We start from the raw sequence: 26128 nt of genomic DNA on the forward strand, positions 1-26128 counted from the left end.
GAGCTTCGGATTTGTTAACAGGTCCTAGTACGCGGGGTTCTGATGCCAGGCCCAGGCTGCAGAAAGTATGTCTTCGATCCCGGAATAGCGGGGCCGCCACCCCAGTTCGGTTCGCGCTTTTTCGATGCTGGCCACCAGAATGGCCGGGTCGCCCTTGCGGCGAGGGGCGATCTCATAGGCGATCTTACGCCCTATCACGTGTTCGGCAGCGGCGAGCACCTCGCGCACGCTGAATCCGACTCCGTTACCCACGTTGAACCTGGCTGAACCTTCGTTGTGCGCCAGCCAATGCAATGCCTCCAGATGCGCCTCTGCAATATCATTCACATGCACGTAGTCGCGGATGCAGGTTCCGTCCGACGTCGGGTAGTCGTCCCCGAGAACCGTGAAGCAGGGCGCGTGGCCAAGCACCGAGCGGAACATGTTTGGAATGACGTGTGTCTCGGGGTTGCGTGACTCACCAATGCGTCCGGACGGATCCGCACCTGCCGCATTGAAGTATCGCAGCGCTACCGAGCGTAACCCGTAGGCTGTGGCCGCATCCTCAAGGATCGACTCCACCATGAGCTTGCTTTTGCCGTACGGATTGATGGGGTGACGGGGATGTGTTTCATCTATCAGGTCACGGTCCGGATTGCCGAAGACGGCGGCGGAGGATGAGAACACCAGCTTTCCAATGTGGTGACGCTTCATCGCCTCAAGCAGGTTGAGCGTGCCGACCACATTGGCGTGGTAGTAGTCGTAGGGCGCGCTCACTGATTCGCCTACCAGGGAGCGAGAGCAGAAGTGCATAACGGCGTGGTACCGGTTCGCTGAAAGGGCACGGTCCAGTGAGTCGATCCTGAGAAGATCGGCTTCGATAAGGCGTCCCCATAGCACGGCCTCGCGGTGGCCGGTACTCAGGTTGTCGAGGACATGGACCTCGATACCGTCGTGTGCGAGCCGCTTGGCCACGTGTGAACCGACATAGCCTGCGCCTCCTGCGACCAGAATCTTCATTGTCGCTCCATTCGGGTGTCTATGGCACTGGCTCGCGCCGTCGTCATGGGCCTACCCACGTCATGCAATTCGAACTCACGAAGGACGGACTGGTCCACCGAGTACCTGTCGGTTTGCACGTACACGTGCACGTCTGGCTGGGAGGGCGCTTCGTAAGCGGAGTCGATTCGGGTGAAGTGGGATATCCCCCCCCGCGCCGAGCCGAGCCGAGACAGGCCCTTCATGTTCCGGAATTCCGTACGCTGAGTGGAGCATCCACGAAGACCCCGGAGAAGCGATTAGGGTCGATGCATGTCTTCGCGGAAAGTCTGTCCCTTCGGGATGATGAGATCAGAATGACAATCACCATTAGCTCGGCGTCCACCATCAACCTTGCGACGTGCGCTACTCTCTTGAAGTTTTCCGACCTGTCCTGATCGGTATAGCCAAGATCACTGGACAATCCCTTACGGACCTCGTCGCCGTCAAGAAGCGCCACAGCGATGCCTCTAGAGAATATGCAGCAGCAACGAGCTGTCCTTCCCGTTTGAATACAGCAGAACGGTGCGGCGGAAACACGCCATCACCTCTCGAATGATATAGATGCACTCATCTTCGAGTTCATTCAATCTGCTTGATTAAGCAGACCAACTTCCTCGGGTATCGGTCAGAATATCGTGCTCCAAATCACGGGCATCTGCGAGCATCCGTGCGTCCTGCGCTGTACGACATACGTTGTCACTGAGCTCACTTCCTGTGACCGGGCAAGATGCCGGGGAGTAGTTGGGACGATATCAGAAGCGCCGCGTCGCTGTCTGGTTCGTCGGTGCGCCTACATGTCATTGCTGCAGGCATCCGAGATGGGGCGATCAAGGTGGCGGCGCATCGATAGTGCCTCCTGGAGGCGTCGGTCATCGATCAAGTCTCCTCGTGCCAGACCCGCCTCCAGCGCGGGTGGGGGCGGCCTCAGGCCGGAATAGTATGCCGGCAACGTACCGCGCAGGAGGTGTTGACTGTAAAGGTGTCGCCACGTGTCGCCTACCTTCGGGTCTACGCGCGGATTGGCGATCAGGGACTCGGTTCCCTCCCGGATCTTCCTCTCCAACTGGTCGTAGCGGCGCACGGGAAAATGAAGAATTTCCAGTCCGTCACAAGACGTGGTAGCGAGCGGCTGTCCATCGAGCGTGACAGCGTGGTTGCCATCTCCGATCGAAATCGCGGGGTGCGCGCGATGACATACTTTGGGGGGGAGAGGGCGTCCGCAGCTATTCAGCGACACGCGCTCACGTATCGTCTGCGCCTGATGGAAAGGTAGTGATTCGGCGGCGTCCGGCTCAGGGGGGAGGAAGTTTCGCCGCTCAACGCGCAGAGCCTGCGCCGCCTTAGGGATTGCTGCCAGTTCGGCTTTTAGGTTGCCGCTGGCGGGCCACCAGAACTCGTCGGCGTCGCTGTTGATCACCCAGTCTGCGCCGTGGTGCTCGGCCGCCATTCGAGCCATTCGGGTTACCCACACTGCCTGATCGTGGGTTTGGAGTGGCTGATGCAGGAGCCGCAACACGCCTCGATCCGCGTACGCCTGGAGAACGGTCGCCGTTCCGTCGCTGGAGCCGTTGTCGGTGGCAATGATCAGATCGACACCGCGGCTCAGGTGGAAGTCAAGCATGCTGCCAATGACATCGGCTTCATTGCGGCAGAGCAGGGTGAGTATCAGACGCATGCCTGTCATCTCCTGGATACCTACCGAGGCCCCGCATGCGGCAGGGTGGCGCAGCGGTTCAATACGCTGGCAAAGTGTTCCTCGATCGCGGTGACGCTGAGGAGGGATTCCGCGAATAGGCGGCCCTGACACCCGATGCGCTCGGCCTGCCGCGGATGGGCATCGAGCCAAGCATGGCGCGCCAAGAGATCGGACATGTCATCGCTGATGGGTACATAGTGCTCCCAGGGAGCCAATCCGGGGTAGAAGAACTGACTCCATCTATGCTGCATCAGCAGCACCGAGCCGGTTCGCAACGAATTGGCAACCCGCTTCCAGCTGGACGCTACGCCATCCGTTGAGATCAAGTACTTGTACGACGCGAACTCGGCGGGAGGAATTTCCGGTTCGGTACTCCCCAGTAGCGCATTCAGCTGCTCCTGAAGTTTATTTCCGGCAGGTGTATCAGGGAAATTGTCGTAATGAGTCAATCGGGCATCAAGGACATCCGGGTGCTCCGCCCCCAATCGCAACAGGTGGTATCGGGGAAATCGATGGCAATTCTCTGCATCGGGATAGCCGGGGCCGGTCAGTCGCCCTCGCCATTTGATGAGATTAATCCGGCTTGAGAAGGGTTGGTGTGACGCCGCACGATCGATCGACGCGATTTCATTCCTGTAGTTCTCATCCTGCAGGGTAAAGTCTGGAATGGCCAGCGCGCTGCTGCTCACCGGGTCACCTTCGAGCCAATCCCCCCGCATGAAGGGAACGTGCCTCATGTACTCGATGAACTGGATTCGCTTCGACTCGACGATATAGACGCTGTCACTGAGAAGTACCAGAACGTCAGCCCTACCTCGTAGCCGTTCGCGAACCCGGTCAAGGAAGGGCAGAAATTGTCGTGAGAGCCGTCGATTGAGATGGGGGTTGTCGACGACAATACGGTGCCTCAATGCGCCATCGTCGAATCGGCAGTGAATGATGAGCGGAGACCTCCGAAACGTTCCCGGCGAACGCAGGAACGAAACGAATTCATCCAGCCAACTGTCGCTGGTTCCGTTGGCTTCCAAGTGCGAGAAGCTGCGATCGACCTGCTCCTCGATGCGCGCTTTGGCGGAGCTCGATGTCACTGCGTAGCTTCTTCTGGCTCCGAGGTAGCTGCGTAGCGGATGTGGTAGTCGCGCATCGTCGGCAGCAGGATGTCGCGCAGATTCCGCCGTGGATACCAGTCCAGCAGGGTGTTCGCCTGCGTCAGGTCCGGCATGCGTCGGTCGCAGTCCTCGTATCCCTTTCCGTAGAATTCCTCGCTGGAGACCTCTACGATAGGATGTTCGCGATAGCGCGGATCGTCGGTGATCTCGGCATAGACGTCACGCATCAATTCGGCCAGTCCACGCATTGTCACTTCGTTGTTGCGATTCCCAATATTGAATATCTGGTTCTGCGCCTCGAGCGGCCGATCAAGAATCCGAGCAATGGCTTCAACGGCTTCTTCGATCGCGACTATTGTGCGCCTAGCTTGGCCACCATCTACCAGCTTCATCGGATCGCCACGGAGCAGTGCCGCCATGAAGCATGCCAGTACCCGCGGGATGCCTTCTCCATCGCTACGCGGGATGTAGTCCATCCGCGGGCCGAAGAAGTTCAGCGGGCGGATGATCGTAAAGGGCATTCCGCTCGTGGAATGGTGAGCGTAAACGATACGCTCCATCATCTGCTTGGCGCACGCATACGTCCACCTTTGGTTGGACACAGGGCCCATGATCAGAGGTGTCTGCTCTTCACGAAGCTCGTAGAGATCCGGGTCATCTGATCCGGTCTTGACATAGCTTGACAAGGTGCGGCCGTAAACCTCACTCGTCGAGAAGTAGACGAGCCAAGTGCCCGCCCGCGCGCATGCTTCGACGATGGGATAGGAGTCGAGGAGGTTGGCCCGGATGACGTCGAGTGGCTGCGTATTGTATTGGGCTGGATTGCAGATCGCTGCGAGATTTACCAGCGCGTCGGCTTCGGCCAGCCGTTCCTCTAAGCGACTCAGTTCGACATCATCAATGCACGGAACCTGATGGAACGTGAAGCGCGGATCATCGATGTGTTTGGTGATTTTGCTCGCATCCGGGTCCCAGCCTTCGATTTCCATGTCTGAGCGGCTCAGAAGCCGATCTAGCAGGTGACTTCCGACAAATCCACCGCATCCCAAAATAATCAGTTTCAACACTGACTCCCTTTCCTGAGAAATTGGATTTCGCTGCATGTGCCTCGTTACGCGCTGTGCAGCGCAACTGCGTGCCTGATTCGCCCGGCGACGACTACACTGCTGCGCTGCCCCGACTATAGTCCAGGAAACGACACAGCGCTACCGCTCGCCAGGATCTGCGATGACGCAAGTGTGTGTCGCATTTTGGCGCGAGGAGCGGTCAACCTTTAGTCCGGTAGATGCCCTTGCTGCCGTACATGCCCTGCAAATGTTGCTGAGGTCGATTGCGCACGTGAATTCCAAGTCGAGACATAGGGAGGGTGCCTTTCGCATCTCAAATTAGCTTCTGCGTTTTGCTTCGTCTTTTCGCAGCGAACCGAATCGCTGCACTTATCTCTTCAGGACATCCCAGTCGTCATGGTGCGACGTCCTGTTGATTCCATGGATATCGACTCGTGCCTATGCCGCCTGCCCAAGGCCATGAGGGTGGCGCCAAAGTCGAATCCGGGATCAAGTACGCGGATGCGCCTATCGCGTTGCCGCCTTGCATCAATGAGCGTTGATATGTCGCCCACCAGCTCCTCCAGTTCGTCCAAGCCTCTTGCGCGGAACCGAAGAAGTCTTTCAATCTCTATGACTTCGAGCATCAGTGTGTGGCCGTGCAGTGGTCAGATAAAGGGTCATTGCCAAGATTAGGGATGAGCAATGGTTCGATATGTGTCGAGCAGCTCCGGGGCAATGATCTGTAGAGCCGAGGAGAGCCATTGGTTCCATTTTGGCATTGAACGCACGGGTGTCCCGCCCAGCAGGTCACGCAGTATCTCCTTTGCATCGGCCGAAGCGCCGGACCGATTGAGCATTTTGGCCTTCGATATCAGCAGCGGAGGCCGATTCTCAGCGCTCAACCTGCCGATCATTTGATCAAGGTAATGCAGCGATTGCGCAGGCCTATCGGTTCGTCCCGCCTCTACCAGCGTTGCAGCGTCCGGCGGCGTTCGAAATCTGAAGACGGCCGTCTCGCCTACGCGCTCGGTCAACACATCAACGTGATCCAAGAGCGCCCCCATGCTTGACGCGATCCAGTGATGCGCGGGGGAATAGAAATCCTGTTGGACGACGATGGCCGAATCCGTCAGGTTCGGGAACCAGTGGCGGAGGGCATACGCATTGAGGTAAGGCGACTTGGCGACATCCAGGAATAGAAGTTCGACGGGTCGTTCTAACCGGCCCACTCGAGTTACCTCCCCCGCACGGACCTCTATCCAGGGCAGAAAAGCGGCCACGGTGTCGAGAAAGGTGGTCAGGAAGGATTCTCCATACCTGATGTCCTCGCCGGTCTCCAAGAAATGTTGGGTCAGATAAGTGTCCTCAACGACAAAGCGGTCGATTGCAACCAAGATCTTAGAGTCGGCGGTCTTCAACAAGTCTTCGCGGATGCCGGCGCAGAGCGCCAGCGTAGATGATCCAGCGAAGCATCCCGCATCGACAATAATGCCCCTGCCCGTGTAATGGTCAGCCACGAGGGTGGTCAGGTGCGCGTACTCATCCCGATCGATGAACGAATGTACCGGCATTTCGACCGTTGTATGCTTCGCACCAAAGCGCTTGCCTATGGGTATGTTCAAACCTTCGATACCTTATGAACGGATGGCGTTCAACAAATTTCGATGTCTGCGTCGTTGTGAATCCCAAACCCTGCAAATCGAGAGTAGCCGATAGTCAAACGGCCATCAATCCGCTTTGCATGGATCGGAGCAGAGACTGCAACTGAACCGCCCCCGGAAACTTGGAGGCTTCCAACCTTTTAGAAGATGGAGCCGTGACCAAGCCAAGTGAAGTACTCCCCGGAAGTCCGGGAGCGAGCGCTGCGGATGGTGCTACAGCACCAGGAAGAGTACGGTTCGCAGTGGGCGGTGATCGCGTCGATTGTCGGGAAGGTTGATTGCATTGCCGAGACGTTGCGCCTGTGGGTGCGGCAAGCCAGGGGTTGAGTCCAGGCCTGACGAGCGATGAGCGGGCGCGGATGAGGGCGCTGGAGCATGAGGTACGGGAGTTGTGGCAGACCAACGAGATCCTACGCAAGGCGTCGACGTATTTTGCCCAGGCGGAGCTCGACCGTCGCTTCAAGCCATGACCGGGTTCGTGGCCGACTACCGCCACGCCTACGGAGTCGAGCCGATCTGCCGGCTGCTCGAGATCGCTCCGTAGACTTATCACAGCCACGCGTCACAGTCACGCGGCACGGGAAGCCGCCCCCCCAGCGCGCCCCGATCGCTGGCGGCGGGATCAGCCGCTGGAGGCGGAGGTTCGCCGGGTGTGGGACGAGAACCGTCAGGTCTAAGGTGCTCGCAAGGTCTGGGGGGCAGTTGCTGCAGGAAGGCTGGCAGGTGGCGCGATGCACGGTGGAACGGCTGATCCCTCGGCTGGGCCTGCGGGGTGTGATCCGGGGCAAGGTCGTGAAGGCCACGATCGGTGACAAGGCCCAGCCGTGTCTGCTGGATCGGGTGAACCGGCAGTTCCATGCCGAGCGGCCGAATGCGCTGTGGGTGAGCGACTTCACGTATGTCTCGACGTGGCGGGGCATGGTGTGCGTGGCCTTCGTGATCGACATGCACTCGCGGCGAGTCGTGGGCTGGAAGGCGTCCAGTTCTATGACCACCGACTTCGTACTCGACGCCCTGGAACAGGCCCTGCACGCCCGACGCCGAGAGGGTGAACTGATCCATCACTCCGACCGCGGTTCGCAATAGGCGAGCATCCGCTACAGCGAACGCTTGGCCGAGGCCGGGTGGAGCCGGCGGTTCGCAGCATAGGCGACAGCTACGACAACGCGCTGGCCGAGACGATCAGCGGGCTTTACAAGGCGGATATGATCCACCGGCATTCATGGCGCAACCGCGAGCAGGTGGAATTGGCCGCGCTGGACTGGGTGCACTGGTTCAACTACAAGCGCCTGCTGGGCCGTTAGGCATACCGCTGTCAGCGGAAGCCGAAGCGGCTTACTATCAGCAACGAGCCGTTCAGGCCAAGGCGGCCTGACTCAAACCAAACGGCCTCCAAGAAAATCGGGGCGGTTCACTCTGAAGTTTTATCCGATCTTGTCCAGCGCAACAGCTGAGTTGGGCGAGTGACGTTGGCGTAGTGATTGATTCGTAGCGCGAGTTCAATGGGGTTCTCAATGTCCCGAGGTGAGGTCTAGCCGAAAGAATGCTTCCAGGGGCAGCCTTGGGGCCTTTGATTCCGTGGCGAGATATTATGGTGACTTTGCCGTCGCGAATCGTCCACAATTCCTGCTGTGGAAGTGTGTCGATGCGCCACTCGCAGCATTCACTGAACCTTATGCCAGTAAAAAGGATGAGTCGGCCATCAGCGCCTTGACTGGACAGTGCGACCGCATGCCTAGCATCCAAATTCCCACCACCTCCGGAGTCAGAAGGAAGAACTGGCCTCTAGCAGGGGTTAGGGCCCCTACGCGTGATTCTGCGCTGTGCCTTCTGTCACCGCTGGCGCTTGCTCCTCTTGACGTCGAGGCCGAAACACTATTTGTTACTACATCGGATGGTTCTGTCAGGTCACGAAGTGGATCGCCGGCCAAATAGGGAAATAGCATGCCTCGCTAGAGCGTGTTATGAATTTTGAAGCAGAGACGCGGCATTTCCGAGCATGAGGATGGTCAAGACGACGAAGTGGAGTCCTGCAAGTGTTTGCGGCAGGCGTTCGTAGTCACGTGCCAGGCGTCGGAACCGATTGACCCAACCGAAACTACGCTCCACGACCCAGCGGCGCGGCAGCAACACAAAGCCTTTCTTGGCCTCCGGCAGTTTGACGACGTGCAGTGCGATGCCTTCCTCATGCGCGGCTTCGGCCGGTCCTTCGCCTGTGTAGCCTTGATCGACGAACGCTAGTTTTACCGTCTCGCCCGTGACATGCTGAACGTCCTGTGCCAGCGATCGTACCTGGGCTCATTCCTGCTCGTCGGCTGGCGTAACCTGCACTGCCAGCAGGTGGCCGAGCGTGTCCACCGCCATGTGCACCTTGCTGCCCTTTTTGCACTTGTAGCCGTCGTACCCAGCACGTGGTCCGCTTTCGCAGGTGGACTGCAACGTTCGGCCATCCAGGATCACGGCGCTGGGCTGCCCCGGCTTGCCTTGAGCTAACCGCAAGATCGAACGCAAGTCGTTGACCATAGCCTCAACGCAGCCAGCCTGCAGCCACCGTTGGGTTTGCTGGTAGACCACCTCCCACGGCGGAAACTCGTGGGGAATCAGGCGCCAGGGCGCCCCGGCTCGCGCCATCCAGCGCAATGCGTTGAACATCAGGCGCAGGTCGTACTTGCGTTGCCGTGCATGCGGACCCATGAGTGTCAAGTACAGCGCAGCGAATGCCCATTCTTCATCGGATACGTCGGTCGGATATGGGCGCGGTGGCTTCATCCGGTTACGATGGCCACACGAGCCTCAAGTTCATAACACGCTCTAATCAAAACGTATGCAGCGTCGTTGCTAACTGGTTTGCCCGATTTGGTTGCCTCACCAGAAAGAAGTTTGGGCTGCCATGCCAGTATTAGGTCATCAAAATAGCTGGCTTTTCGCCAATCACGTTTGGTCTCTTCACACCAATCTAGGAACGCTCCGATACGCCAGGCAACGGCAGAGGATGTTTGGGCTGTTGGAAATCGCCTACCGGATCGAGAAGGTGAAGATTCGTTTCCCATCCGTAACTGCCATTCACATAATGAACGGGCTCGAATGTATCTGTTCGTATCGTAAGGGTAGGTCCCGTCTTCGTGAATTGGAAATGGGACGTGGATCAGTGACGGATAGCCTGCAGCTTCTAGCTGGTGTGGATCACGGCCGATTAGATCCAGGCCGGCGGTCTCGCGGAATGTCAATTGAGTCACGGGCGCGGGTGAAACAAGTGGCATCAAATCTTAATTGCCATGATTGATCCGACGTAATTGCGATTCCACGGGCGCTGCCGCAGTTCCACACGCGCGAAGCGATAGTCGGCCGACAACACGGTGACGTGGATCCCCGAGAACAAATAGGGCGGCCACAGGTTGATGCCGAGCTTGAACAGTGAAGCGCGCATGCGGGCCTGGTTCCATGGCGGGTGGAGTCCACAGCATAACATTCGCATGCGTATGGTGGCGGTGCCGCAGGTCGACATCGAGATCGAGGCGGTTGTGTCCGGGTAATGCCGCGTCGCGGCCGGGTCCGCTCCTACGCGTCAGGAGGAGGCTTGAAGACGTCAACGCTGTGCCGGGTGCGGCCTGTGCGCAGCAGGCAGCAGTGCATCGACCCTCGTAGGAGCGGAGCTGGCCGCGACGGTGCGTTACCGATACCCGGGGACCTTGTCGCGACCGGGGCATGACGCGTCGCGGCCAAGTCCGCCTACGCGGGAACAGTGCGTTGCCGCGACCGGATCCGCTGCTACGGGTCCATGTGGCGCCGCAGCGCCACCGGCTGTCAGAACACCAGCGCCGACATCTTGCGGCGGTAGCGGCCGACCAGGTCTTCGTCTTCGATCACGCGGAACGCATCGATCAGGCTGCGGCGCGGCAGGTTCTCCTCGAAGGCGCGATCCTGGCGCAACATTTCCAGGAACTGTTCCAGCGCCGCTTCGTCGTTGCCGTCGAGCAGATGGCGCACGCCGAGCAGATGGCGCGCCTGCAGGTCGGCGCCGTTGGCGTCCACGCGAGCCTGCAACGTGCCGGCGTCCGGGGCGTCCTTGAGCACATTGGCAAAGCCCAGCCGGGCCTTGGCGCGCACCGCACGGTCGTCGGTGGCCAGGTTGGCGGGCAGGGCGTCGATCAGCTGTTCGGCCTCGGCGGTGTCGCCGGTCTTGAGCAGCGCCAGCGCCAGGTCCAGCTTGAGCTCGTCCTTGTCCGGGTCGGCGGCGATCGCCTCGCGCAATGCGGCGGCCTGTGCCTGCGGGTCCAGCGGCGCCTCGGGCTGCAGCGCTTCGGGCGTCTGCGGCTCGGCCGGCAGCACGCCGTGCTGGGTCAGGAATTCGCGCACCTGGCCCTCCGGCATCGCGCCGGGGAAGCCGTCGACGATCTCGCCGCCCTTGACCAAAAACACCGTCGGCACCGAGCGGATCTGGAACGCGGCGGCGATCTGCTGTTCCTTGTCCACATCGACCTTGCCCAGCTCGAATGCGCCGTTGTACTCGCCCGCCAGTTTTTCCAGGATCGGCGTCAGCGATTTGCACGGACCGCACCAGGTGGCCCAGAAGTCCACCAGTACCGGTGTCGTCAACGATTTCTGCAGGACCTCGGTCTCGAAGGTGTCGGTGGTGGCATCGAATACATGCGGCTTGTCGGACATGGGCTTCCTGATGGGCTGACGGCAATAGTTGGGAGGTAATGGTGGCAAACCGGGCCGACACAAGGCCGCGTGCGGACGCCGAAGGGGGTTCACGGCGTGCCCGCCCGGCCCGACAATGCCGCGTCCTGGTGGCGCGTGCGCCCCGCAGCGGAGCACGACAATGGGAAGGACCGACAGCGCGCAGCGCTACCTGGGGCTGATCGCGGCAAGCGTGTTCGTGCTGGCGCTGGTCGGGTTCGGCGCCACGTTGCCGGGTTATCTGCAGGCCAGCCACCCGGTCGCGCTGCTGGGCGCGCAAGGCGTGCCGCATGCGCTGGGCTTCAACCTGCTGGCGTTCGTGCTGGTCGGCGCGCTGGGTATGGTCACCGGCGTCAGCCTGCTGGCGCGCATGCCGCCCAGGGCCGGCTGGAGCCTGCGCGTGGGTGGGCAGCTGATCGTGCTGGCCGGGCTGGCCTTCATCGGCATGGGCATGCTGCCGCTGGATCCCACCGATCTGGACGGCCGCGCCAGTCAGGCCCATGCCACGGCCTGGTTGCTGTGGGCGGTGGCCTTTGTGCCCGGCATGCTGTTGATTGCCGCTGCGCTGCTCAATGCCCCCGAGACCCGCGCGCTGGCCTGGCTCAGTCTGGCGGCCGGGCTGCTGGTGGCGGTGCTGGCGTTCGGCCCGCCCGGCCTGCTGCGGCAGGCCATCGCCCAGCGCCTGGCGTTTCTGGCCTGGGTCGGCTGGCTGGCGGTCGCCGCCTGGATCTGGCCGGCAAGGCCGGCGATCTGAGCGAGCGGTTTGGAGCACCTGCTGCACTGCGGTACCCTGTACCGCTTTGCACCGCCCGAGCATCCGCTCCCAATGTCCACCGTCGAACCGAACGCCTACGACCCGCAACAGGTCGAATCCTCCGCCCAGCAGTTCTGGGATGCCACCCGCGCCTTTCAGGTCGACGAGACTTCGGACAAACCGAAGTTCTATTGCCTGTCGATGCTGCCGTACCCGTCCGGTGCGCTGCACATGGGCCATGTGCGCAACTACACCATCTCCGATGTGGTCAGCCGCTACAAGCGCATGACCGGCCACAACGTGATGCAGCCGATGGGCTGGGACGCGTTCGGATTGCCGGCGGAAAACGCGGCGATCAAGAACAAGACCGCGCCGGCCAAGTGGACCTACGCCAACATCGAGCACATGCGCGGCCAGCTGAAATCGCTGGGCTACGCCATCGACTGGTCGCGCGAGTTCGCCACCTGCACGCCGGACTACTACGTGCACGAGCAGCGCATGTTCACCCGGCTGATGCGCAAGGGCCTGGCCTATCGCCGCAATGCGGTGGTGAACTGGGACCCGATCGATCAGACCGTGCTGGCCAACGAGCAGGTCATCGACGGCCGCGGCTGGCGCTCCGGCGCATTGGTGGAAAAGCGCGAGATTCCGCAGTGGTTCCTGCGCATCACCGACTACGCGCAGGAACTGCTCGACGGCCTGGACCAGCTGGACGGCTGGCCGGACTCGGTCAAGACCATGCAGCGCAACTGGATCGGCCGCTCGGAAGGGCTGGAGATCCAGTTCGACGTGCGCGACACCGACGGTGCGCCGCTCGACCCGCTGCGCGTGTTCACCACCCGTCCGGACACGCTGATGGGCGTGACCTTCGTGTCGATCGCCGCCGAGCATCCGCTGGCGCTGCACGCGGCCAAATCCAGTCCGGAGCTGGCTGCGCTGCTGGAAACGCTCAAGCACGGCGGCGTCTCCGAAGCCGAGCTGGAAACCCAGGAAAAGCGCGGCATGGCCACCGGCCTGACTGCGGTGCATCCGATCAGCGGCGAGCAGGTGCCGGTGTGGGTGGCCAACTTCGTGCTGATGGGCTACGGCACCGGTGCAGTGATGGCGGTGCCGGGTCACGACCAGCGCGATTTCGAGTTCGCCAACAAGTACGGCCTGCCGATCGTGCAGGTAGTCAAGCTGCGCGAGCCGCGCAATGACGATGAACAGACCTGGGACGCCACCCAGTGGCGCGACTGGTACACCGACAAGAGCCGCCAGCTGGAGCTGATCAATTCGGCCGAGTTCGACGGCCTGGATTTCGGCGGCGCCTTCGAGGCATTGGCCGAGCGTTTCGAGCGCAAGGGCCAGGGCCAGCGCCGGGTCAATTACCGCCTGCGCGACTGGGGCGTGAGCCGCCAGCGCTATTGGGGCTGCCCGATCCCGGTGATCTATTGCGCCAAGTGCGGCGCGGTGCCGGTGCCGGAAGACCAACTGCCGGTGGTGCTGCCGGAGAACGTGGAGTTTGCCGGGACCGGTTCGCCGATCAAGACCGACCCCACCTGGCGCCAGACCACCTGCCCGGACTGCGGCGGCCCGGCCGAGCGCGAGACCGACACCTTCGACACCTTCATGGAGTCGAGCTGGTACGTGGCGCGCTACACCAGCCCCAACGCACGCGACATGGTCGACCGCCGCGCCAATTACTGGATGCCGGCCGACCTGTACGTGGGCGGCATCGAGCACGCGATCCTGCACCTGATGTACTTCCGCTTCTATCACAAGCTCATGCGCGACGCGCGGCTGGTGGACAGCGACGAGCCGGTGACCAACCTGCTCACCCAGGGCATGGTGATCGCCGACACCTTCTATCGCGATGCCGACAACGGCGGCAAGGACTGGATCAACCCGGCAGACGTGGAGATCCAGCGCGACGAACGCGGCCGCGTCACCGGCGCGGTGCTGATCGCCGACGGCCGGCCGGTGCAGATCGGCGGCACCGAAAAGATGTCCAAGTCCAAGAACAACGGCGTGGACCCGCAGTCGATGGTGGCCAAGTACGGCGCCGACACCGTGCGGCTGTTCTCGATGTTTGCCGCGCCGCCGGAGCAATCGCTGGAGTGGAACGAGGCCGGTGTCGACGGCATGGCGCGCTTCATGCGCCGGCTGTGGGTGCAGGTGCACAAGCATGTGGGCGAAGGCGCCGCCGCTGCGCTGGACGCCGCCAGCCTGAGCGCCGAGCAGAAGGCGATCCGCCGCAAGATCCACGAAACCATCGGCAAGGTCAGCGACGACTACGGCCGCCGCCACAGCTTCAACACCGCGATCGCCGCGGTGATGGAGTTGTCCAACGCGCTGGCCAAGTTCGACGACGCCAGCGACCAGGGCAGGGCGGTGCGGCAGGAAGCGCTGGAAGCGATGGTGCTGCTGCTCAACCCGATCACCCCGCACGCCAGCCACGCCTTGTGGCAGGTGCTGGGCCGTGGCGAAACGCTGCTGGAAGACGTTGCGTTTCCGCAGGTCGACGCCAGCGCATTGGTGCGCGACGCATTGACGCTGGCGGTGCAGATCAACGGCAAGCTGCGCGGCACCATCGAGGTGGCCGCGGACGCGGCACGCGAGCAGATCGAAGCGCTGGCCCAGGCCGAACCCAATGCCGCGAAATTCCTGGATGGGCTGACGATCCGCAAGATCATCATCGTGCCGGGCAAGATCGTGAACATCGTGGCGGGGTGATCGCCCGGCTCGCCATTGCCGATCCGGGCAATTGCCGGAGCGGCGTGGTGGCGTGGCGGCGCGCTGCAAGCTTGCTGCGGCGGTAGTGGCAATCTGCCGCACTGGCACGTGGTGCTGCGCAGGTCCGGTCGCTGCAGCGGTTCGCTGCGATCAACGGTGCCGGTGCGTCGCAATGCAGGGGTGAAGTTACCGCGATGGTTCCCGGTACTGCATTTCAGTCGCGCTTGGCGACGTGCAGGGGAGATGGTCGGGGTGGCTTGTGGTCATTCGTTTCGCCGGCGCGCAGCGACGCGTTTGTCATTCCTGGGCGCCGCGTTAGGTCTGCGGCGCCCTATCAAGCCCCGTTCACGCGCGCTGCGTCAGGCTAGCCGCCTGTTGCCGCCGCCGGGGCGCTCATCCAGACTGTGCCCATGATTCGATTTCCTACTGCTTTCGCTGCGTCCCTCGTGCTGGTCTCCAGCCTCACCGCCTGCGGCTTCCACCTGCGCAATTCGCTTGCGCTGCCGCCCGATACCCCGGCGGTGAAGGTGCAGTCCGCAGTGCAGTACAGCGAACTGGCCAAATTGCTGCGGCGTGGCCTCAGGGCGGCCGGCGCCACGCTGGCCGACGAAGACGCCAAGACCGGCTTTGCGCAGGTGCAGGTGTTGTCCGAGCGCTGGGGCGATCTGCCGATCGCCATCGACAGCCAGGGCCGTGCGCAGGAATACAGCCTGCGCTACGCCGCCATCTTTACGGTCACCACCGCCAACGGTGCGGTGCTGGTGCCGCAGCAGGTGATCGAGCTGTCGCGTGACTATGTGTCGCCGCCGGTGGATGCCACCGGTACCGCGACCGAACGCGAGATCCTGGCCGACGAGTTGCGCAAGGACATGTCGGCCTCGATCCTGCGCCGTATCGATAGCGTGGTGCGTGCGCGCGTGCAGCGCGGCGAGAGCCTGGAAAGCACGCCGACCGCGCCGCTGCCGCAAGCCACCACGCAGCCGGTGCAGCCGTCGACGCCGGAATCGAGCGTGCCGGCCGCGCTGCCGCCGGCGCCGCAGCCGTCAGGCAACAACTAAGCGCGGATTTCCGTCATGGAACTTCGCCCAGAACAGCTGGCCGGCCAGTCCAGCCAGCCGTTGCAGCCGGCCTATCTGATCGCCGGCCCGGAAACCTTGCGGGTGCTCGAAGCGGCCGATGCGGTGCGCGCACGTGCGCGCGCCGAGGGCATCGGCGAGCGCGAAGTGTTCGATGCCGATGGTCGCGAGTTCGACTGGAATCAGCTCGATGCCAGCTTCAATGCGCCCAGCCTGTTCAGCCCGCGCCGCCTGGTCGAGGTGCGCCTGCCCAGCGGCAAGCCGGGCAAGGACGGTGCCGAGGTCATCACCCGCTTCTGCGCCAATCCACCGCCGGACGTGGTGCTGCTGATCACTGCCAACGACTGGAGCAAGGCGCACCAGGGCAAGTGGGCCGAGGCGATCGGCCGGATCGGCACCATTGCCGTGGCCTGGGCGATCAAGCCGCATGAATTGTCCGACTGGATCGAGCGCCGCCTGCGCGCGCAGGGGTTGCGCGCCGATGCAGCGGCGGTGCAGCGCCTGGCCGAGCGGGTGGAAGGCAACCTGCTGGCCGCCGCGCAGGAGATCGACAAGCTGGCCTTGCTGGCCGATGGCAAGACGCTGGATCTGGAGGCGATGGAATCGCTGGTGGCCGATGCCGCGCGCTACGACGTGTTCCGGCTGGCCGAAACTACCTTCTCCGGTCAGGCCGCTGCGGTGATCCGCATGCTGGCCGGACTGCGTGCCGAAGGCGAAGCGGTGGCGGCATTGATGCCGATCCTGATCAAGGAACTGCTGCGCACCGCTGCCCTGGCCAAGGTGCAGGCCAATGGCGGCAACCTGGCTGCGGAAATGAAATCGCAGGGCATCTGGGAATCCCGCCAGGCCCCGTTCAAGCGCGCACTGCAGCGCCATCCCGAGCCGCGCCGCTGGGAACGCTTCGTCGCCGAAGCCGGCCTGGTGGACCGCATGGCCAAGGGCCGCGCCGACGGCGATGCCTGGGTCGGCCTGGAACGCCTGCTGGTCGCAGTGGCCGAAGCGCGCGCGGTGAGATTGCTGGCGTGAAAGCCGGCGATGCCGCCCCCGGAGACCACGCCTCCGCTAACAGCGACGAGCGCTCCACCTCCCGACACAGCGCAACCTCCGGCCAGGCCGCAAATACGGCCATCCCGGGCAGCGCGGCCCAACCCTCTCCGCCCACCGACTCCCACCCGGCAGCGCCGAACCCACGCTCTTCCGATTCCCCAATCCCGATTCCCGAATCCCGGCTCCACCCCGACTCCCGGCTCCACCTCTACTACGGTGGCACCTTCGACCCGATCCACTTGGGTCACCTGGCCATCGCCTGCGCGGCGCGCGACGAGCTCGCAGCGCTCGTGCACCTGGTGCCGGCTGCCGATCCGCCGCATCGCGCCGCACCCGGCGCCACTGCCGCGCAGCGTGCGCAGATGCTGGAGCTGGCGCTCGCCGGCCAGCCCGGGCTGCAGTTGGACCGCCGCGAGCTGCAGCGCGCCCGCCAACAGCTGGCCCCGTCCTACACCGTGGAGACCTTGCGCGAGCTGCGCCAGGCACTCGGCCCCGCCACGCCAATCGCCTGGTTACTGGGTGCCGATGCCTTCGTGGAACTGCACCGCTGGCACCAGTGGGAGGCGCTGTTCGCGTTGGCGCACTTCGTCATCGCCGCGCGGCCAGGCACGTCCCTGGACCTGAGCGACGCGCCGCAACTGGCGGCGGCTGTGCGGGGCCGCTGGGCTGCCAGTACCGATGCGTTGGTCGCCGCGCCGGCCGGCCGGCTGTGGCAATTGCACCACCCGCTGCGCGGCGAATCGGCCAGCGCCGTGCGCGCGCAGATCGCTGCCGGCGGCGCCTGGCAGGCGCTGGTTCCGGCAGCAGTGGCCAGCTTTATTGCCCGGGAAGGCCTGTACGGCTGCGCCCGCCCGGCTAGCTGAACACGCGTCCGCCCGGACCGGCCTATAATTCACGCCAATTCCATCGAGTTGCCGCTTTGACCAGCCAAGCCCAAGTCATCAAGACCTCCATTCCGAATCCGCCGCCGTCCGTGCCGGCCCTGTTGGCCACCGTGCGCGAGGCCGTCGAAGAGCTGAAAGCCAAGGACGTGGTCGAGATCGATGTACGCGGCAAGTCCAGCGTCTGCGACTACATGGTGGTGGTCTCTGGCACCTCGACCCGCCACGTCAAATCGATCGCCGACGAAGTGGTCAAGTTCGCCAAGCGCCTGGACGTGATGCCGCTGGGCGTGGAAGGCGAGCGCGAAGCCGAATGGGTGCTGGTCGACCTGGGCGATGTGGTGGTGCACGTGATGCTGCCGCGCGTACGCGAGTTCTATGCGCTGGAGCGCCTGTGGACGGTGGGCGATCAGCGTCCGTCCGACCAGGACGACGCCGACGAGCAGCTCTGAGTCACGCACTGCACGGTGTGCAATGCGGAACACACGAACGGCGCCCTGGGGCGCCGTTTTTGCGTCTGCCGTCGCCAACCGCTGCGCGGCTTACAGCGGCCCGCGCTCCCACGGGCCGGTGATGGCCAGGGTGATCCCCGGGGTCTGGATGTTGACGAACAAGGTACGCGCCAGCGGGTCCCAGCAGGCGCCGCAGAACTCGGTATCCCGGTAGTCGCCCTCGGCAATGGTCTTGCCGGCATCGGCGATCTGCTGCGAGGTGAGCTGCACATTGTTCTTGGCCAGGTAGAACGATTCGCCGTTGCGGGTCAGGCCCAGCAGGCGCGCGCCGGGGCCGTATTCGTCGGGACTTTCGCCGCCGTCTTCGCACAGCACCACGCCGCCGCGTGCGCTGACGGTGACATTGTCCGGGTTGTGCGCGGCCAGCTGATTGCCGCTGACGAACAGCGCGCTCAGGCGCTGGGTGAACAGGTCCAGCACCCACACCGCGCCATTGCCGTAACCGCGCCGGCCCTGCGCATCCACGCCGGTGCTGGTGTCGACGATGAACAGCTTGCCGTAGCTGTACCAGATGCCTTCGCCGCGGCTCATGCGCAGCGCGCCGTCGGCCCAGGCCTGCGCAAACGGCCCGCTCAGGGTGTCGTTGGCGCCGATGTCGGCAAAGCCGGCCGGCGCGGCGATGCTGTCCAGATCCGGCTCTTCGATATCGACCCATTCCAGCTGGAACTGCTGGCCGATGCTGGCGACGGTGAGGTCGGCGTTGCGACGTCCGCGCACGCGCGCGGCCTGCAGGCGGCCGCCGTTTTCCAGCGAGCCATTGCGGCCGCGGCGGTCGTTGGGAATGAAGCGATACAGGCCGGCCTTATTGCGGTCGTCCTCGGTGAGATAGACGATGCCGGTACGCGGGTCGATCGCCACCGCCTCGTGGCTGAAGCGGCCCAGCCCGACCAACGGGCGGCCGGTGGTGCGCTGGCTGTCCGGGTCCACTTCGAATACGTAGCCGTGCTTGCGGCCGGTGCTGGACACCGCGTTGGTCTTGATCTCTTCGCAGCTCAGCCAGGTGCCCCACGGGGTCGGCCCGCCAGCGCAGTTGACCAGGGTGCCGCCCAGGCTGGGCTCCAGGCTGCCCCAGCCACGACGACCATAACTCAGCGTGGTGGTGCCGCCGCCGGCGGACTGGGTGCCGCTGACGATGCCGGTGTCGTACATCGCCGGCGCGCGGAACGGACTGCCGGCGCCGCGCTCGTGATTGCGGATCAACACGTACTCCAGGCCGCGCAGCGGGTCGCTGCCCGGCCGCCAGTCGGGACGGCGCAGACCGACCACGGCCATGCCGTCATGCCGGTCGGGGCAGGGCTGGTCATCGTCCATGCGGTCGCCGCTCCAGCCGAACGAGCGGTAGCTGAAACCGCGCGGCAGCTGCAGCAAGGGCAAGCCGGTGCTCTGGTCGGCGACCGGTGCGAGCGGGCCGTAACGGCTGGGCACCGGTGCAAGGCGCACCGACGCAGATGTGGCCGCCTGGGCCTGGCGCGACTGCAAGGCGCCCAAGCTGCCAAGGGCGCCGGCGGCCATGACGGCGGCGCTGCCCTTGAGGACCTGGCGGCGGGCGGGATCGAAAATCGGCATCGAACGACTCCTGCGTGGCTGGGTGGTCGGGCGACACTAATTGCCGGCTGTAACCACGCCATGACACGCAACGACAAATCGTCACGGACTGCGCAGGCTGTGACGCGGATATCATGTGCCGATGAAATGCCGACTTATCGCCACCGGCGAGCGCGCACCGGCCTGGGTGGCGCAAGGTTTTGCCGAATATCAAAAACGTCTGTCGCACTGGATGCCGCTGGAGCTGGTCGAGATCGAACCTGGGCTGCGCGGCAAGGGCCGCGATGGGCAACGCGCCATCGACGACGAAGGCCGCCGCGTCATCGCCGCGCTCCCCAAGAGCGCGCATGTCGTGGCGCTGGATGTGCCAGGCCGGCCGCTGAGTTCGGAGCAACTTGCCCAGCGCATGGAACATTGGCGCGGTCAGGGGCGCGATCTGGCCTTCCTGATCGGCGGCCCGGAAGGTCACGCGGCCGAGGTGCTGAAACACGCACACGAAAGCTGGTCGATCGGCCCGCTCACCTTGCCGCACATGCTGGTGCGGCTGATCGTGGCCGAGCAGCTGTACCGCGCTGCGGCGATGCTTGCCAATCATCCGTATCACCGCGCATAGCCAAGGCGCGCAGGTCGTGCAGATCCACCCGCAAGCTGCGGTGGTGGCCACGCACGGCGCCGCGCTGGTGGCCGGCGTGCTGACCAGCCTGGAATTGCGCGATCTGTGGGAGCAGGAACTGACCGAAATGCGCGAGCGCATCCACTCGCTGCGTGCAGGCCTGGTCGAAAAACTGGCTACGCTGGGCTCGCCGTGGCCCGTACGTCACCAGGGACGAAACCGGGCAGCCAGCAAGACCTGGCGGGCAGTCGTCAGGTGGGTCGGATGGCGCGGACCAACCGCAGTGAGCGAGTGGCGCATGCTGATTCCCAACATCGGCCGCGTCCGCCCGATGGCGGGGCAGGCGTGTTGTGAGCGTTCCAGGTTGCACGCGCGGTGCGGTGTGTCCAGCGCTTGCTGATGCGATGCGCGGTTACCGGCGATCGATGGCGGTTGCGTCTACAAACCGACGCTGTGGCGATTTCGGGTCTTCCCGCCAACCCGGGTGCGCTCGTGTGTGGCGGCATGGCCGGTAGTATTCGCTCGCTAGGTGCGCAGTCGTATTGATGCGGCGGCTGCCGTCGCAGGCCGCCGCATCAGGTCGCCGTTCAATTCAACGAAAAGCTCACCGGCACCAGGCCGTAGGCCTGCACGGCCTGGCCGTTCTGCCTCGCCGGCTGGAAGCGCCAGCTGCGCAGCACCTGGCTGCGTGCGGCCAGGTCGAGTGCGCGATGTCCGCTGCTGGTCTGCACGCTGACGTCGGCCGGGCGTCCATCGGTACCGACCAGCACGCGCAGCAGCACCGTGCCTTGCTGCCCCGCACGCAATGCAGCCACCGGGTAACTCGGTGCGGGCGAGCTCAGATACTGCAGCTGACCTGCCTCGATCGGCCCACTGGGTGCAGCGATGGTGGGCGCGCTGTCCAGCGCGGTGTCGGCTGCCGGCAGGGCAACCGTTGCGCTGTCCACCAGGCTTGTCTGGTCGATGAGGGGAGTCGGCACCGGCACCGGGACTGGCACGCTCTTCGGTGGTGTATGCGTGAGCGGCTTGAACGTCACATCGACCGGGAGTACCAGCGGCGGCGGTGGTGCGGTCGGTATCGTGATCGGCATGACCCAGCGCGGCTCGGGTGGCGCTTGCGGAACCGCCCGGTGCGATAGCGGGATCAGCAACAAACCACCGGCCAGCAGATGCAGCGCCACGGCCGTGCTGATCGCCAGCACGCGTGAGGTGTCGATGCCAAGGGGACGGGAAGAAATCTGCGATTGCGTGCGAACCATCATCCACCTCCAGAACGGAACTGCGGAAAGGACCAGCGCGGCCCGGACGCACTACACCATCCGGTAGCGTAGGTTTACCTCAGCGCGCGCGGCTGCACAAGCGCGGCGCGTGTCTGCGAAGGCGTTGCACATCGCGAGGGATGCCGGAGCGATTCCGCGACCATGTCGATATCGATCGCTGGCCGGCTTTTTCAGGCGCAAACAGACAGGAGTACGCGTAGGCAAACGCCCAGCAGGAGCTGGGCGTTTGCGGTAGAAAAGCCCAGCCCGTTGCGGGGCTGGGGAAACGACGCTGACGGGAGAGTGCGTCAGTAGTCGTACGACACCGAGAACATCGCGTAGCGCGGCTGGGTGAAGAACGCGCCCATGTTGTAGGTGTTGGACAGGGTGAACGGGCTGTCTTCCCAGGTGGAATCGACCTGCAGCGGCTTGCGCTCGTTGAAGATGTTGAAGGCCTGCAGGGTCATGGCAAGCTTGTTGTCGGCGAACGCCGGGCGATAGGTCAGGCCCAGGTCGACGATCTTGGTCCACGGCAGCCGGCCGGCATCGCCCGGACGCGACGGCTGGCCGTTGCAGGTGTGGTAGGAGGAGCCATAGCCCACCGGGTCGCCGGCATCGGAATCTTCGCTGATGCCGTTGATGCTGACATACCCCAGGCAGGACTTCGGCGTGCCGGACAGCACGCGGATATTGCCTGCGATCAGCCATTCCGGCGCGATCTGGTAAGAGCCGTAGATCTTGATCTGATGGCGACGATCGTTGGCCAGGTAGCCACCCGAGTACCACATCAGCGCAGCGGCATCCCAGTCCTGGGTCTTGGAGACATCGGTCTGGCCGATATCGGATTTGATCTGGCCTTCGGTATTGCCGAAATTACGCGACCAGGTGTAATCGATACGGCCTTCCCACTTGCCGTCGAACGGATGCTGCAGGAACAGGTCCACCGCCAGATAGGTGCGCTTGGCCTCCTTGTCGAAGCCCCAGTCCGAGGGCGACATCGACACCGAGGTGCGACCGGACCCATTGAGGTTGGCCAGGCTGAAGGAGTTGGTTTCGCCGGGATTGAAGATGATGCAGCCGGGCACGTTGACGGTGCTCGGGTCGATACCCGATGCAGTCAATTTGGTGCGCATCCGGTCGGCATCGCAGACGTCGTCGATGGTGGCGCCGAGCGTGCGGTAGGTCGCCTTGGCACCGGTGACCCAACTCTCGCCCAGGGTCTTGTCGAAGCCGAGCATGAACTCGTCCTGGTACATCGACTTCAGGTCGGTGGCGGCGATGCCGGCGGCATCCGGTGCCTGACCGCATTCCAGATTGGAGGAGACGACGTTGCCCGAACAGGAGAATCCGGCGGATGGATCGACCGCGACCGGCGTCAGCCCGGTCGGGCTGCCCTGCGCATCGATGCCGGTGTAGGTGAAGTATTCGCGCGTAAACGTGGACGGCGATGCGCCACGGATGGCCACGCTGTTAGGCAACGCCAGGTAGTAGCGACCGGCGTTGCCGTAGACCTTGAGCGAGGAGTCGCCGAACACGTCCCAGCTCAGCCCCAGGCGCGGCGCCCACTGATCGCCACTGGTCACGTAAGGCACGCCCGCGTCGTTGAAGTTGGTGAACTTGTCGTTGCGGATACCCAGCGTCAGCAGCAGCTTGTCGTTGACCTGCCATTTGTCTTCGAGGAAGTAGGCCTTTTGCTCGACCGACATACTGGTGGCGGTATTGAACACGGAGCGATAGGCGTAGTACCCATTGCCACCGGCCGGACCCACGCCCAGCGCAGCGCTGATGGGCGAGGTGGGGCGCGAAGAGCGTCCATAGATCCAGCGGAAGCCGGGGCCGGTGGTGATGACACCTTCGTTATTGGCATTGAAATACATGTTGTCCACACCTGCAGTGAGGGTGTGGCTGCCCAACACATATTCCAGGTCGATGCGCAGACCGCGCGTCTTGTTTTCGCCATCGCGCGCCTGGCTGGAGGTCTGGTTGTTGCGGATCTCGCTGCCACCGGTGATGGCCGGGTCCTGCAGATTGGTATTGCTCAGCAGCGGTGCGGTGCTGGGGTTGTTGCGGAAATCGGTCTGACGGCTCTTGCCATAGGTGGCGCTCAAGGTGAGATCGTCGGTGATGTAGCTGGTGTACTTGCCGATGTAATAGCGGTCGTTGACCTTGACCGTATCGGCGAAGGCGCCGTTGGCGTCGCCGTTGACGCCCTGGTATCCGTTGAAATCGCTGTAAACACCGCCATCGCGCGAATTATTCTTGACGCCGGTCAGTTCGAGGATGTTGCTGTCGTTGATGTTCCAGTCGATCTTTGCATAGACCTTCGGCTCATCGGTGCGGTAGTTGTTGCGGCCGATCACCGGGTCGTCCCTGCGTGCGGTGGAAACGCCTTCGGTGCGTTCCTGCTCTGCGGCGACAAAGACGAACAGGCGGTCTTCGATCAGCGGGCCGCCGCCATAAACGCTATAGACCGTATTCCAAAAGGTGTCGTCCTTTCGGCTACGGTAAAGAGTGCCGGGCAGGCTGTCGTCGCTGTATTCATAGCCGGCAGGTGGGGCGGCATCCGGGTAGAAGACATTTTTGTAGTCGCTGGACAGCGACTTCGGACGCCATAGCACCTGTGCGCCGAAGTGCCATTCGTTGGTGCCGCGCTTGCCGACCTGGCTGAGCACGCCGCCGGCGGAGCGGCCATACCGGGCGCTGTAGCCGCCGGTATAGGTTTCCTGCTGGTCGATAGCGCCGAACGGCAAGGTGACGCCACCGATGTTGGAAAGTGGGTTGGAGCTGAGATAGCCGTTGAGGTAATAGGCGTTTTCGGTCACGCCGGCGCCGCCGAAGGAAATCGCGTTGCCGAAATAGCCGCTGCCCTGCACGGCCCCTGGCGACAGCAGTGCAATGGCTTCGCCAGAGCGCGCCAGCGGCAAACGCTGCAACTGCTCGGCAGTGATCACCGTGCGCGAGGCGGTGGCGGACACATCCACCGGCGAGATGTTCTTGCCGGTCACGGTGATCGTGCCCAGGGTGGCGGTGTCGCCGGCGGCACCGCCGCCGAAGGACACGTCGGTGCCTGCGCCGACGCGCAGGGCGATGTTCTTGCGTGTCTCTACTGCTTGGCCGTCGCGTTGCAAGGTGACCGTATAAGTGCCGACGGGAAGATTGCCGATCGCGTAGCGCCCGTTGGCATCGACGATCGCGGTCCGGGCAAAACCGGTATCGCTTTGTGCCGTGACGGTTGAACCGGCAGCAGCGGGTGCGCTGCCGTAAATACCCGCAGTGGTGCTTTGTGCGGCGGCAGTGCCGGACGCCAGCACGCCGACGGCGCCGCTCAGCGCAAGCGCAAGCACGCTGATGCGGGCATAGCGCGCCCGCGATGCTGGATGGAAGGTGCGCTTTGAAGCAACGTTGCCGGACATCGTCTCTCTCCAGAGGAGCGCCATCACGAATATGACGGTGCGCTGACAACCGATGCTAGAGAGCTGTAGAGGTTGCTTAAAGAACGTTTTCTCTAAATTTCATGTTTTTTTAAGCACAAATGCACAAAACCGCCTATTCATACTGGAGCGATGTGACTTTGGGCACTTGCAAGTCACCGCGGTATAAGTTTTAAAAGAAACTTGATTGCTCGTATCAAGGCGACAAAGCACCACCCGCGATGGGCTGCGGAAACGACACTGCCCTCCGAAGAGGGCAGTGAGCGGCACCCGGCGGGACGAGAGTTGCCTCTTCAGCGACCCAGCTCGAAGGTCACATCCAGGTTGATCGACAGCGTGCTCTCGCCGGGCGCCACCTGGGTGTCCATCTCGGCCTTGGCCGAGCGCATCGATGCGGCCATCATCATCGGGCGTATCACGCCGCCACCGCTGCGGCCTTCGGAGATGCTGACGATACGGCGCACCTTCAGGCCCAGCGACTTGGCATAGGTGTCGGCGCGGGTCTGGGCTTTCTTCAACGCGGCCACGCGGGCCTCGTCGTAGGCCGGTTCGCGCTGGTCGACCGAGAAGCTGGGGCCGTTGATGTCGTTGGCGCCTTGCGCGACCAGGGTGTCGAGTACCTTGCCGAGCTTGGAGATGTCGCGCACCTTCAGGCTGACCGTGTTGCTGGCCTGGTAGCCGTTGATCTTGGGCGCTTCGTTTTCCTTATAGGTGTACTGCGGGCTCAGATTGATGCCGCTGGTCTGCACGTCCCTGTCGGCAATGCCGGCGGCCTTGACCGCAGTCATGACCTTGCTCATCTGTTCGGCGTTCTGGCGCATCGCGGAGTTGCTGTCGGCAGCCTGGGTGACCACGCCTGCGGACAACGTGGCGATATCCGGCACGCGCTTGGCTTCGGCTTCGGCCGAGACGTTGAGCAGGGTGCCGTCGTTGGGGATGGTGTAGTTGGACGCGGATTGAGCGTGTGCGGTCATGGCGGTTCCGGCAGCGATGGACAGGGCCAGCAACAACGGCTTGAGGGTGGTACGCATGGGATCTCCTTGTCTGTGCTGCGAGCGTGTTGGGAGATGCATGAAT

General features: G+C 63.4%; 17 protein-coding genes, 1 other RNA gene, 5 pseudogenes and 1 other annotated feature. Of the genes and pseudogenes, 9 read left to right on the top strand and 14 right to left on the bottom strand.

Annotated elements, in window-relative coordinates; all coding sequences use genetic code 11:
• Positions 1 to 24 precede the first annotated feature (24 nt).
• The 6 genes and pseudogenes from galE to Y887_RS08140 form a co-directional block, all read right to left on the bottom strand.
• Positions 25 to 999, bottom strand: coding sequence for a UDP-glucose 4-epimerase GalE (gene galE / locus Y887_RS08110; protein ID WP_046963857.1), 975 nt, complete (start codon positions 997 to 999; stop codon positions 25 to 27).
• Positions 996 to 1477 (bottom strand): annotated as a pseudogene (locus Y887_RS21545) (adenylyl-sulfate kinase). Before Y887_RS21545 ends, galE begins: the two are co-directional and overlap by 4 nt.
• A 333-nt stretch (positions 1478 to 1810) precedes the next feature.
• The gene (locus Y887_RS18270) at positions 1811 to 2695 is read right to left on the bottom strand and encodes a glycosyltransferase family 2 protein (protein WP_162199159.1); all 885 of its coding nucleotides are present in this window, start codon (positions 2693 to 2695) and stop codon (positions 1811 to 1813) included.
• A 20-nt stretch (positions 2696 to 2715) separates the two neighbouring features.
• A complete protein-coding gene (locus tag Y887_RS08125; RefSeq protein ID WP_046963858.1) occupies positions 2716 to 3804 on the bottom strand; it encodes a glycosyl transferase family 90 in 1089 nt (362 codons plus the stop codon).
• Positions 3801 to 4889 (bottom strand): NAD-dependent epimerase/dehydratase family protein, encoded by a 1089-nt coding sequence (locus Y887_RS08130; RefSeq protein WP_162199160.1) that lies wholly within the window; start codon positions 4887 to 4889, stop codon positions 3801 to 3803. Before Y887_RS08130 ends, Y887_RS08125 begins: the two co-directional genes overlap by 4 nt.
• Before the next feature lie 674 nt (positions 4890 to 5563).
• The gene (locus Y887_RS08140; RefSeq protein WP_146093349.1) at positions 5564 to 6496 is read right to left on the bottom strand and encodes a hypothetical protein; all 933 of its coding nucleotides are present in this window, start codon (positions 6494 to 6496) and stop codon (positions 5564 to 5566) included.
• A gap of 246 nt (positions 6497 to 6742) precedes the next feature.
• Between Y887_RS08140 and Y887_RS08150 the strand changes: the two are divergent.
• Positions 6743 to 7910, top strand: a pseudogene (locus tag Y887_RS08150) (IS3 family transposase).
• Positions 6960 to 7076, top strand: a sequence feature (AL1L pseudoknot). Its footprint overlaps the pseudogene before it by 117 nt.
• A gap of 587 nt (positions 7911 to 8497) precedes the next feature.
• Here the strand turns inward: Y887_RS08150 and Y887_RS08155 are convergent.
• The 3 genes and pseudogenes from Y887_RS08155 to trxA form a co-directional block, all read right to left on the bottom strand.
• Positions 8498 to 9304: pseudogene (locus Y887_RS08155) on the bottom strand (IS5 family transposase).
• 511 nt (positions 9305 to 9815) lie between these two features.
• Positions 9816 to 9962 (bottom strand): annotated as a pseudogene (locus Y887_RS18825) (tetrameric acyl-CoA thioesterase); the annotation flags it as partial.
• Positions 9963 to 10339: 377 nt separating this feature from the next.
• Positions 10340 to 11200: a thioredoxin gene (trxA, locus tag Y887_RS08160; protein ID WP_046963862.1), complete on the bottom strand. Its 861-nt coding sequence runs from the start codon at positions 11198 to 11200 to the stop codon at positions 10340 to 10342.
• Between the two features lie 160 nt (positions 11201 to 11360).
• Between trxA and Y887_RS08165 the strand changes: the two genes are divergently transcribed.
• The 6 genes from Y887_RS08165 to rsfS all read left to right on the top strand — a co-directional run bounded on the left by Y887_RS08165 (position 11361) and on the right by rsfS (position 18143).
• Positions 11361 to 11972: a DUF998 domain-containing protein gene (locus tag Y887_RS08165; protein WP_046963863.1), complete on the top strand. Its 612-nt coding sequence runs from the start codon at positions 11361 to 11363 to the stop codon at positions 11970 to 11972.
• Between the two features lie 72 nt (positions 11973 to 12044).
• On the top strand, positions 12045 to 14687 hold the full coding sequence (gene leuS / locus Y887_RS08170) for a leucine--tRNA ligase (protein WP_046963864.1): 2643 nt from the start codon (positions 12045 to 12047) through the stop codon (positions 14685 to 14687).
• A 410-nt stretch (positions 14688 to 15097) separates the two neighbouring features.
• A complete protein-coding gene (locus Y887_RS08175; RefSeq protein ID WP_046963865.1) occupies positions 15098 to 15745 on the top strand; it encodes an LPS-assembly lipoprotein LptE in 648 nt (215 codons plus the stop codon).
• Positions 15746 to 15760: 15 nt separating this feature from the next.
• A complete protein-coding gene (gene holA, locus Y887_RS08180) occupies positions 15761 to 16789 on the top strand; it encodes a DNA polymerase III subunit delta (protein ID WP_046963866.1) in 1029 nt (342 codons plus the stop codon).
• 101 nt (positions 16790 to 16890) lie between these two features.
• Positions 16891 to 17673 carry a nicotinate-nucleotide adenylyltransferase gene (nadD, locus tag Y887_RS08185; RefSeq protein ID WP_245879374.1) on the top strand — a complete coding sequence of 261 codons (783 nt, stop codon included), beginning with the start codon at positions 16891 to 16893 and terminating at the stop codon, positions 17671 to 17673.
• 56 nt (positions 17674 to 17729) lie between these two features.
• On the top strand, positions 17730 to 18143 hold the full coding sequence (rsfS, locus tag Y887_RS08190; RefSeq protein WP_046963868.1) for a ribosome silencing factor: 414 nt from the start codon (positions 17730 to 17732) through the stop codon (positions 18141 to 18143).
• Between the two features lie 90 nt (positions 18144 to 18233).
• Here rsfS and Y887_RS08195 read toward each other — a convergent pair whose 3' ends face one another.
• Entirely contained in the window at positions 18234 to 19769 is a 1536-nt protein-coding gene (locus Y887_RS08195; RefSeq protein WP_046963869.1) for an alkaline phosphatase PhoX, read from the bottom strand.
• 121 nt (positions 19770 to 19890) lie between these two features.
• Here Y887_RS08195 and rlmH point away from each other — a divergent pair, with 121 nt between their 5' ends.
• Entirely contained in the window at positions 19891 to 20361 is a 471-nt protein-coding gene (gene rlmH, locus Y887_RS08200) for a 23S rRNA (pseudouridine(1915)-N(3))-methyltransferase RlmH (RefSeq protein WP_046963870.1), read from the top strand.
• Between the two features lie 46 nt (positions 20362 to 20407).
• A pseudogene (locus tag Y887_RS20215) lies at positions 20408 to 20554 on the top strand (aromatic amino acid aminotransferase); the annotation flags it as partial.
• 32 nt (positions 20555 to 20586) lie between these two features.
• Here Y887_RS20215 and Y887_RS18830 read toward each other — a convergent pair.
• The 4 genes from Y887_RS18830 to Y887_RS08220 all read right to left on the bottom strand — a co-directional run bounded on the left by Y887_RS18830 (position 20587) and on the right by Y887_RS08220 (position 26082).
• A non-coding RNA gene (locus Y887_RS18830) (sX9 sRNA) lies at positions 20587 to 20661 on the bottom strand.
• Positions 20662 to 20948: 287 nt separating this feature from the next.
• Entirely contained in the window at positions 20949 to 21623 is a 675-nt protein-coding gene (locus Y887_RS08210) for an energy transducer TonB (RefSeq protein ID WP_046963872.1), read from the bottom strand.
• A 305-nt stretch (positions 21624 to 21928) separates the two neighbouring features.
• Positions 21929 to 25033, bottom strand: coding sequence for a TonB-dependent receptor domain-containing protein (locus tag Y887_RS08215; protein ID WP_046963873.1), 3105 nt, complete (start codon positions 25031 to 25033; stop codon positions 21929 to 21931).
• A 311-nt stretch (positions 25034 to 25344) separates the two neighbouring features.
• Entirely contained in the window at positions 25345 to 26082 is a 738-nt protein-coding gene (locus Y887_RS08220; protein WP_046963874.1) for an SIMPL domain-containing protein, read from the bottom strand.
• Between the last annotated feature and the right edge of the window lie 46 nt (positions 26083 to 26128).

This window comes from Xanthomonas pisi DSM 18956 (assembly GCF_001010415.1).
GTDB classification, from domain to species: domain Bacteria; phylum Pseudomonadota; class Gammaproteobacteria; order Xanthomonadales; family Xanthomonadaceae; genus Xanthomonas; species Xanthomonas pisi.

Coding starts and splice junctions, on each gene's coding strand:
- galE (WP_046963857.1), bottom strand. CDS start 999: ATGAAGATTCTGGTCGCAGGAGGCGCAGGCTATGTCGGTTCACACGTG.
- Y887_RS18270 (WP_162199159.1), bottom strand. CDS start 2,695: ATGCGTCTGATACTCACCCTGCTCTGCCGCAATGAAGCCGATGTCATT.
- trxA (WP_046963862.1), bottom strand. CDS start 11,200: ATGTCCGACAAGCCGCATGTATTCGATGCCACCACCGACACCTTCGAG.
- Y887_RS08165 (WP_046963863.1), top strand. CDS start 11,361: ATGGGAAGGACCGACAGCGCGCAGCGCTACCTGGGGCTGATCGCGGCA.
- leuS (WP_046963864.1), top strand. CDS start 12,045: ATGTCCACCGTCGAACCGAACGCCTACGACCCGCAACAGGTCGAATCC.
- Y887_RS08175 (WP_046963865.1), top strand. CDS start 15,098: ATGATTCGATTTCCTACTGCTTTCGCTGCGTCCCTCGTGCTGGTCTCC.
- holA (WP_046963866.1), top strand. CDS start 15,761: ATGGAACTTCGCCCAGAACAGCTGGCCGGCCAGTCCAGCCAGCCGTTG.
- Y887_RS08195 (WP_046963869.1), bottom strand. CDS start 19,769: ATGCCGATTTTCGATCCCGCCCGCCGCCAGGTCCTCAAGGGCAGCGCC.
- rlmH (WP_046963870.1), top strand. CDS start 19,891: ATGAAATGCCGACTTATCGCCACCGGCGAGCGCGCACCGGCCTGGGTG.
- Y887_RS08210 (WP_046963872.1), bottom strand. CDS start 21,623: ATGATGGTTCGCACGCAATCGCAGATTTCTTCCCGTCCCCTTGGCATC.
- Y887_RS08215 (WP_046963873.1), bottom strand. CDS start 25,033: ATGTCCGGCAACGTTGCTTCAAAGCGCACCTTCCATCCAGCATCGCGG.
- Y887_RS08220 (WP_046963874.1), bottom strand. CDS start 26,082: ATGCGTACCACCCTCAAGCCGTTGTTGCTGGCCCTGTCCATCGCTGCC.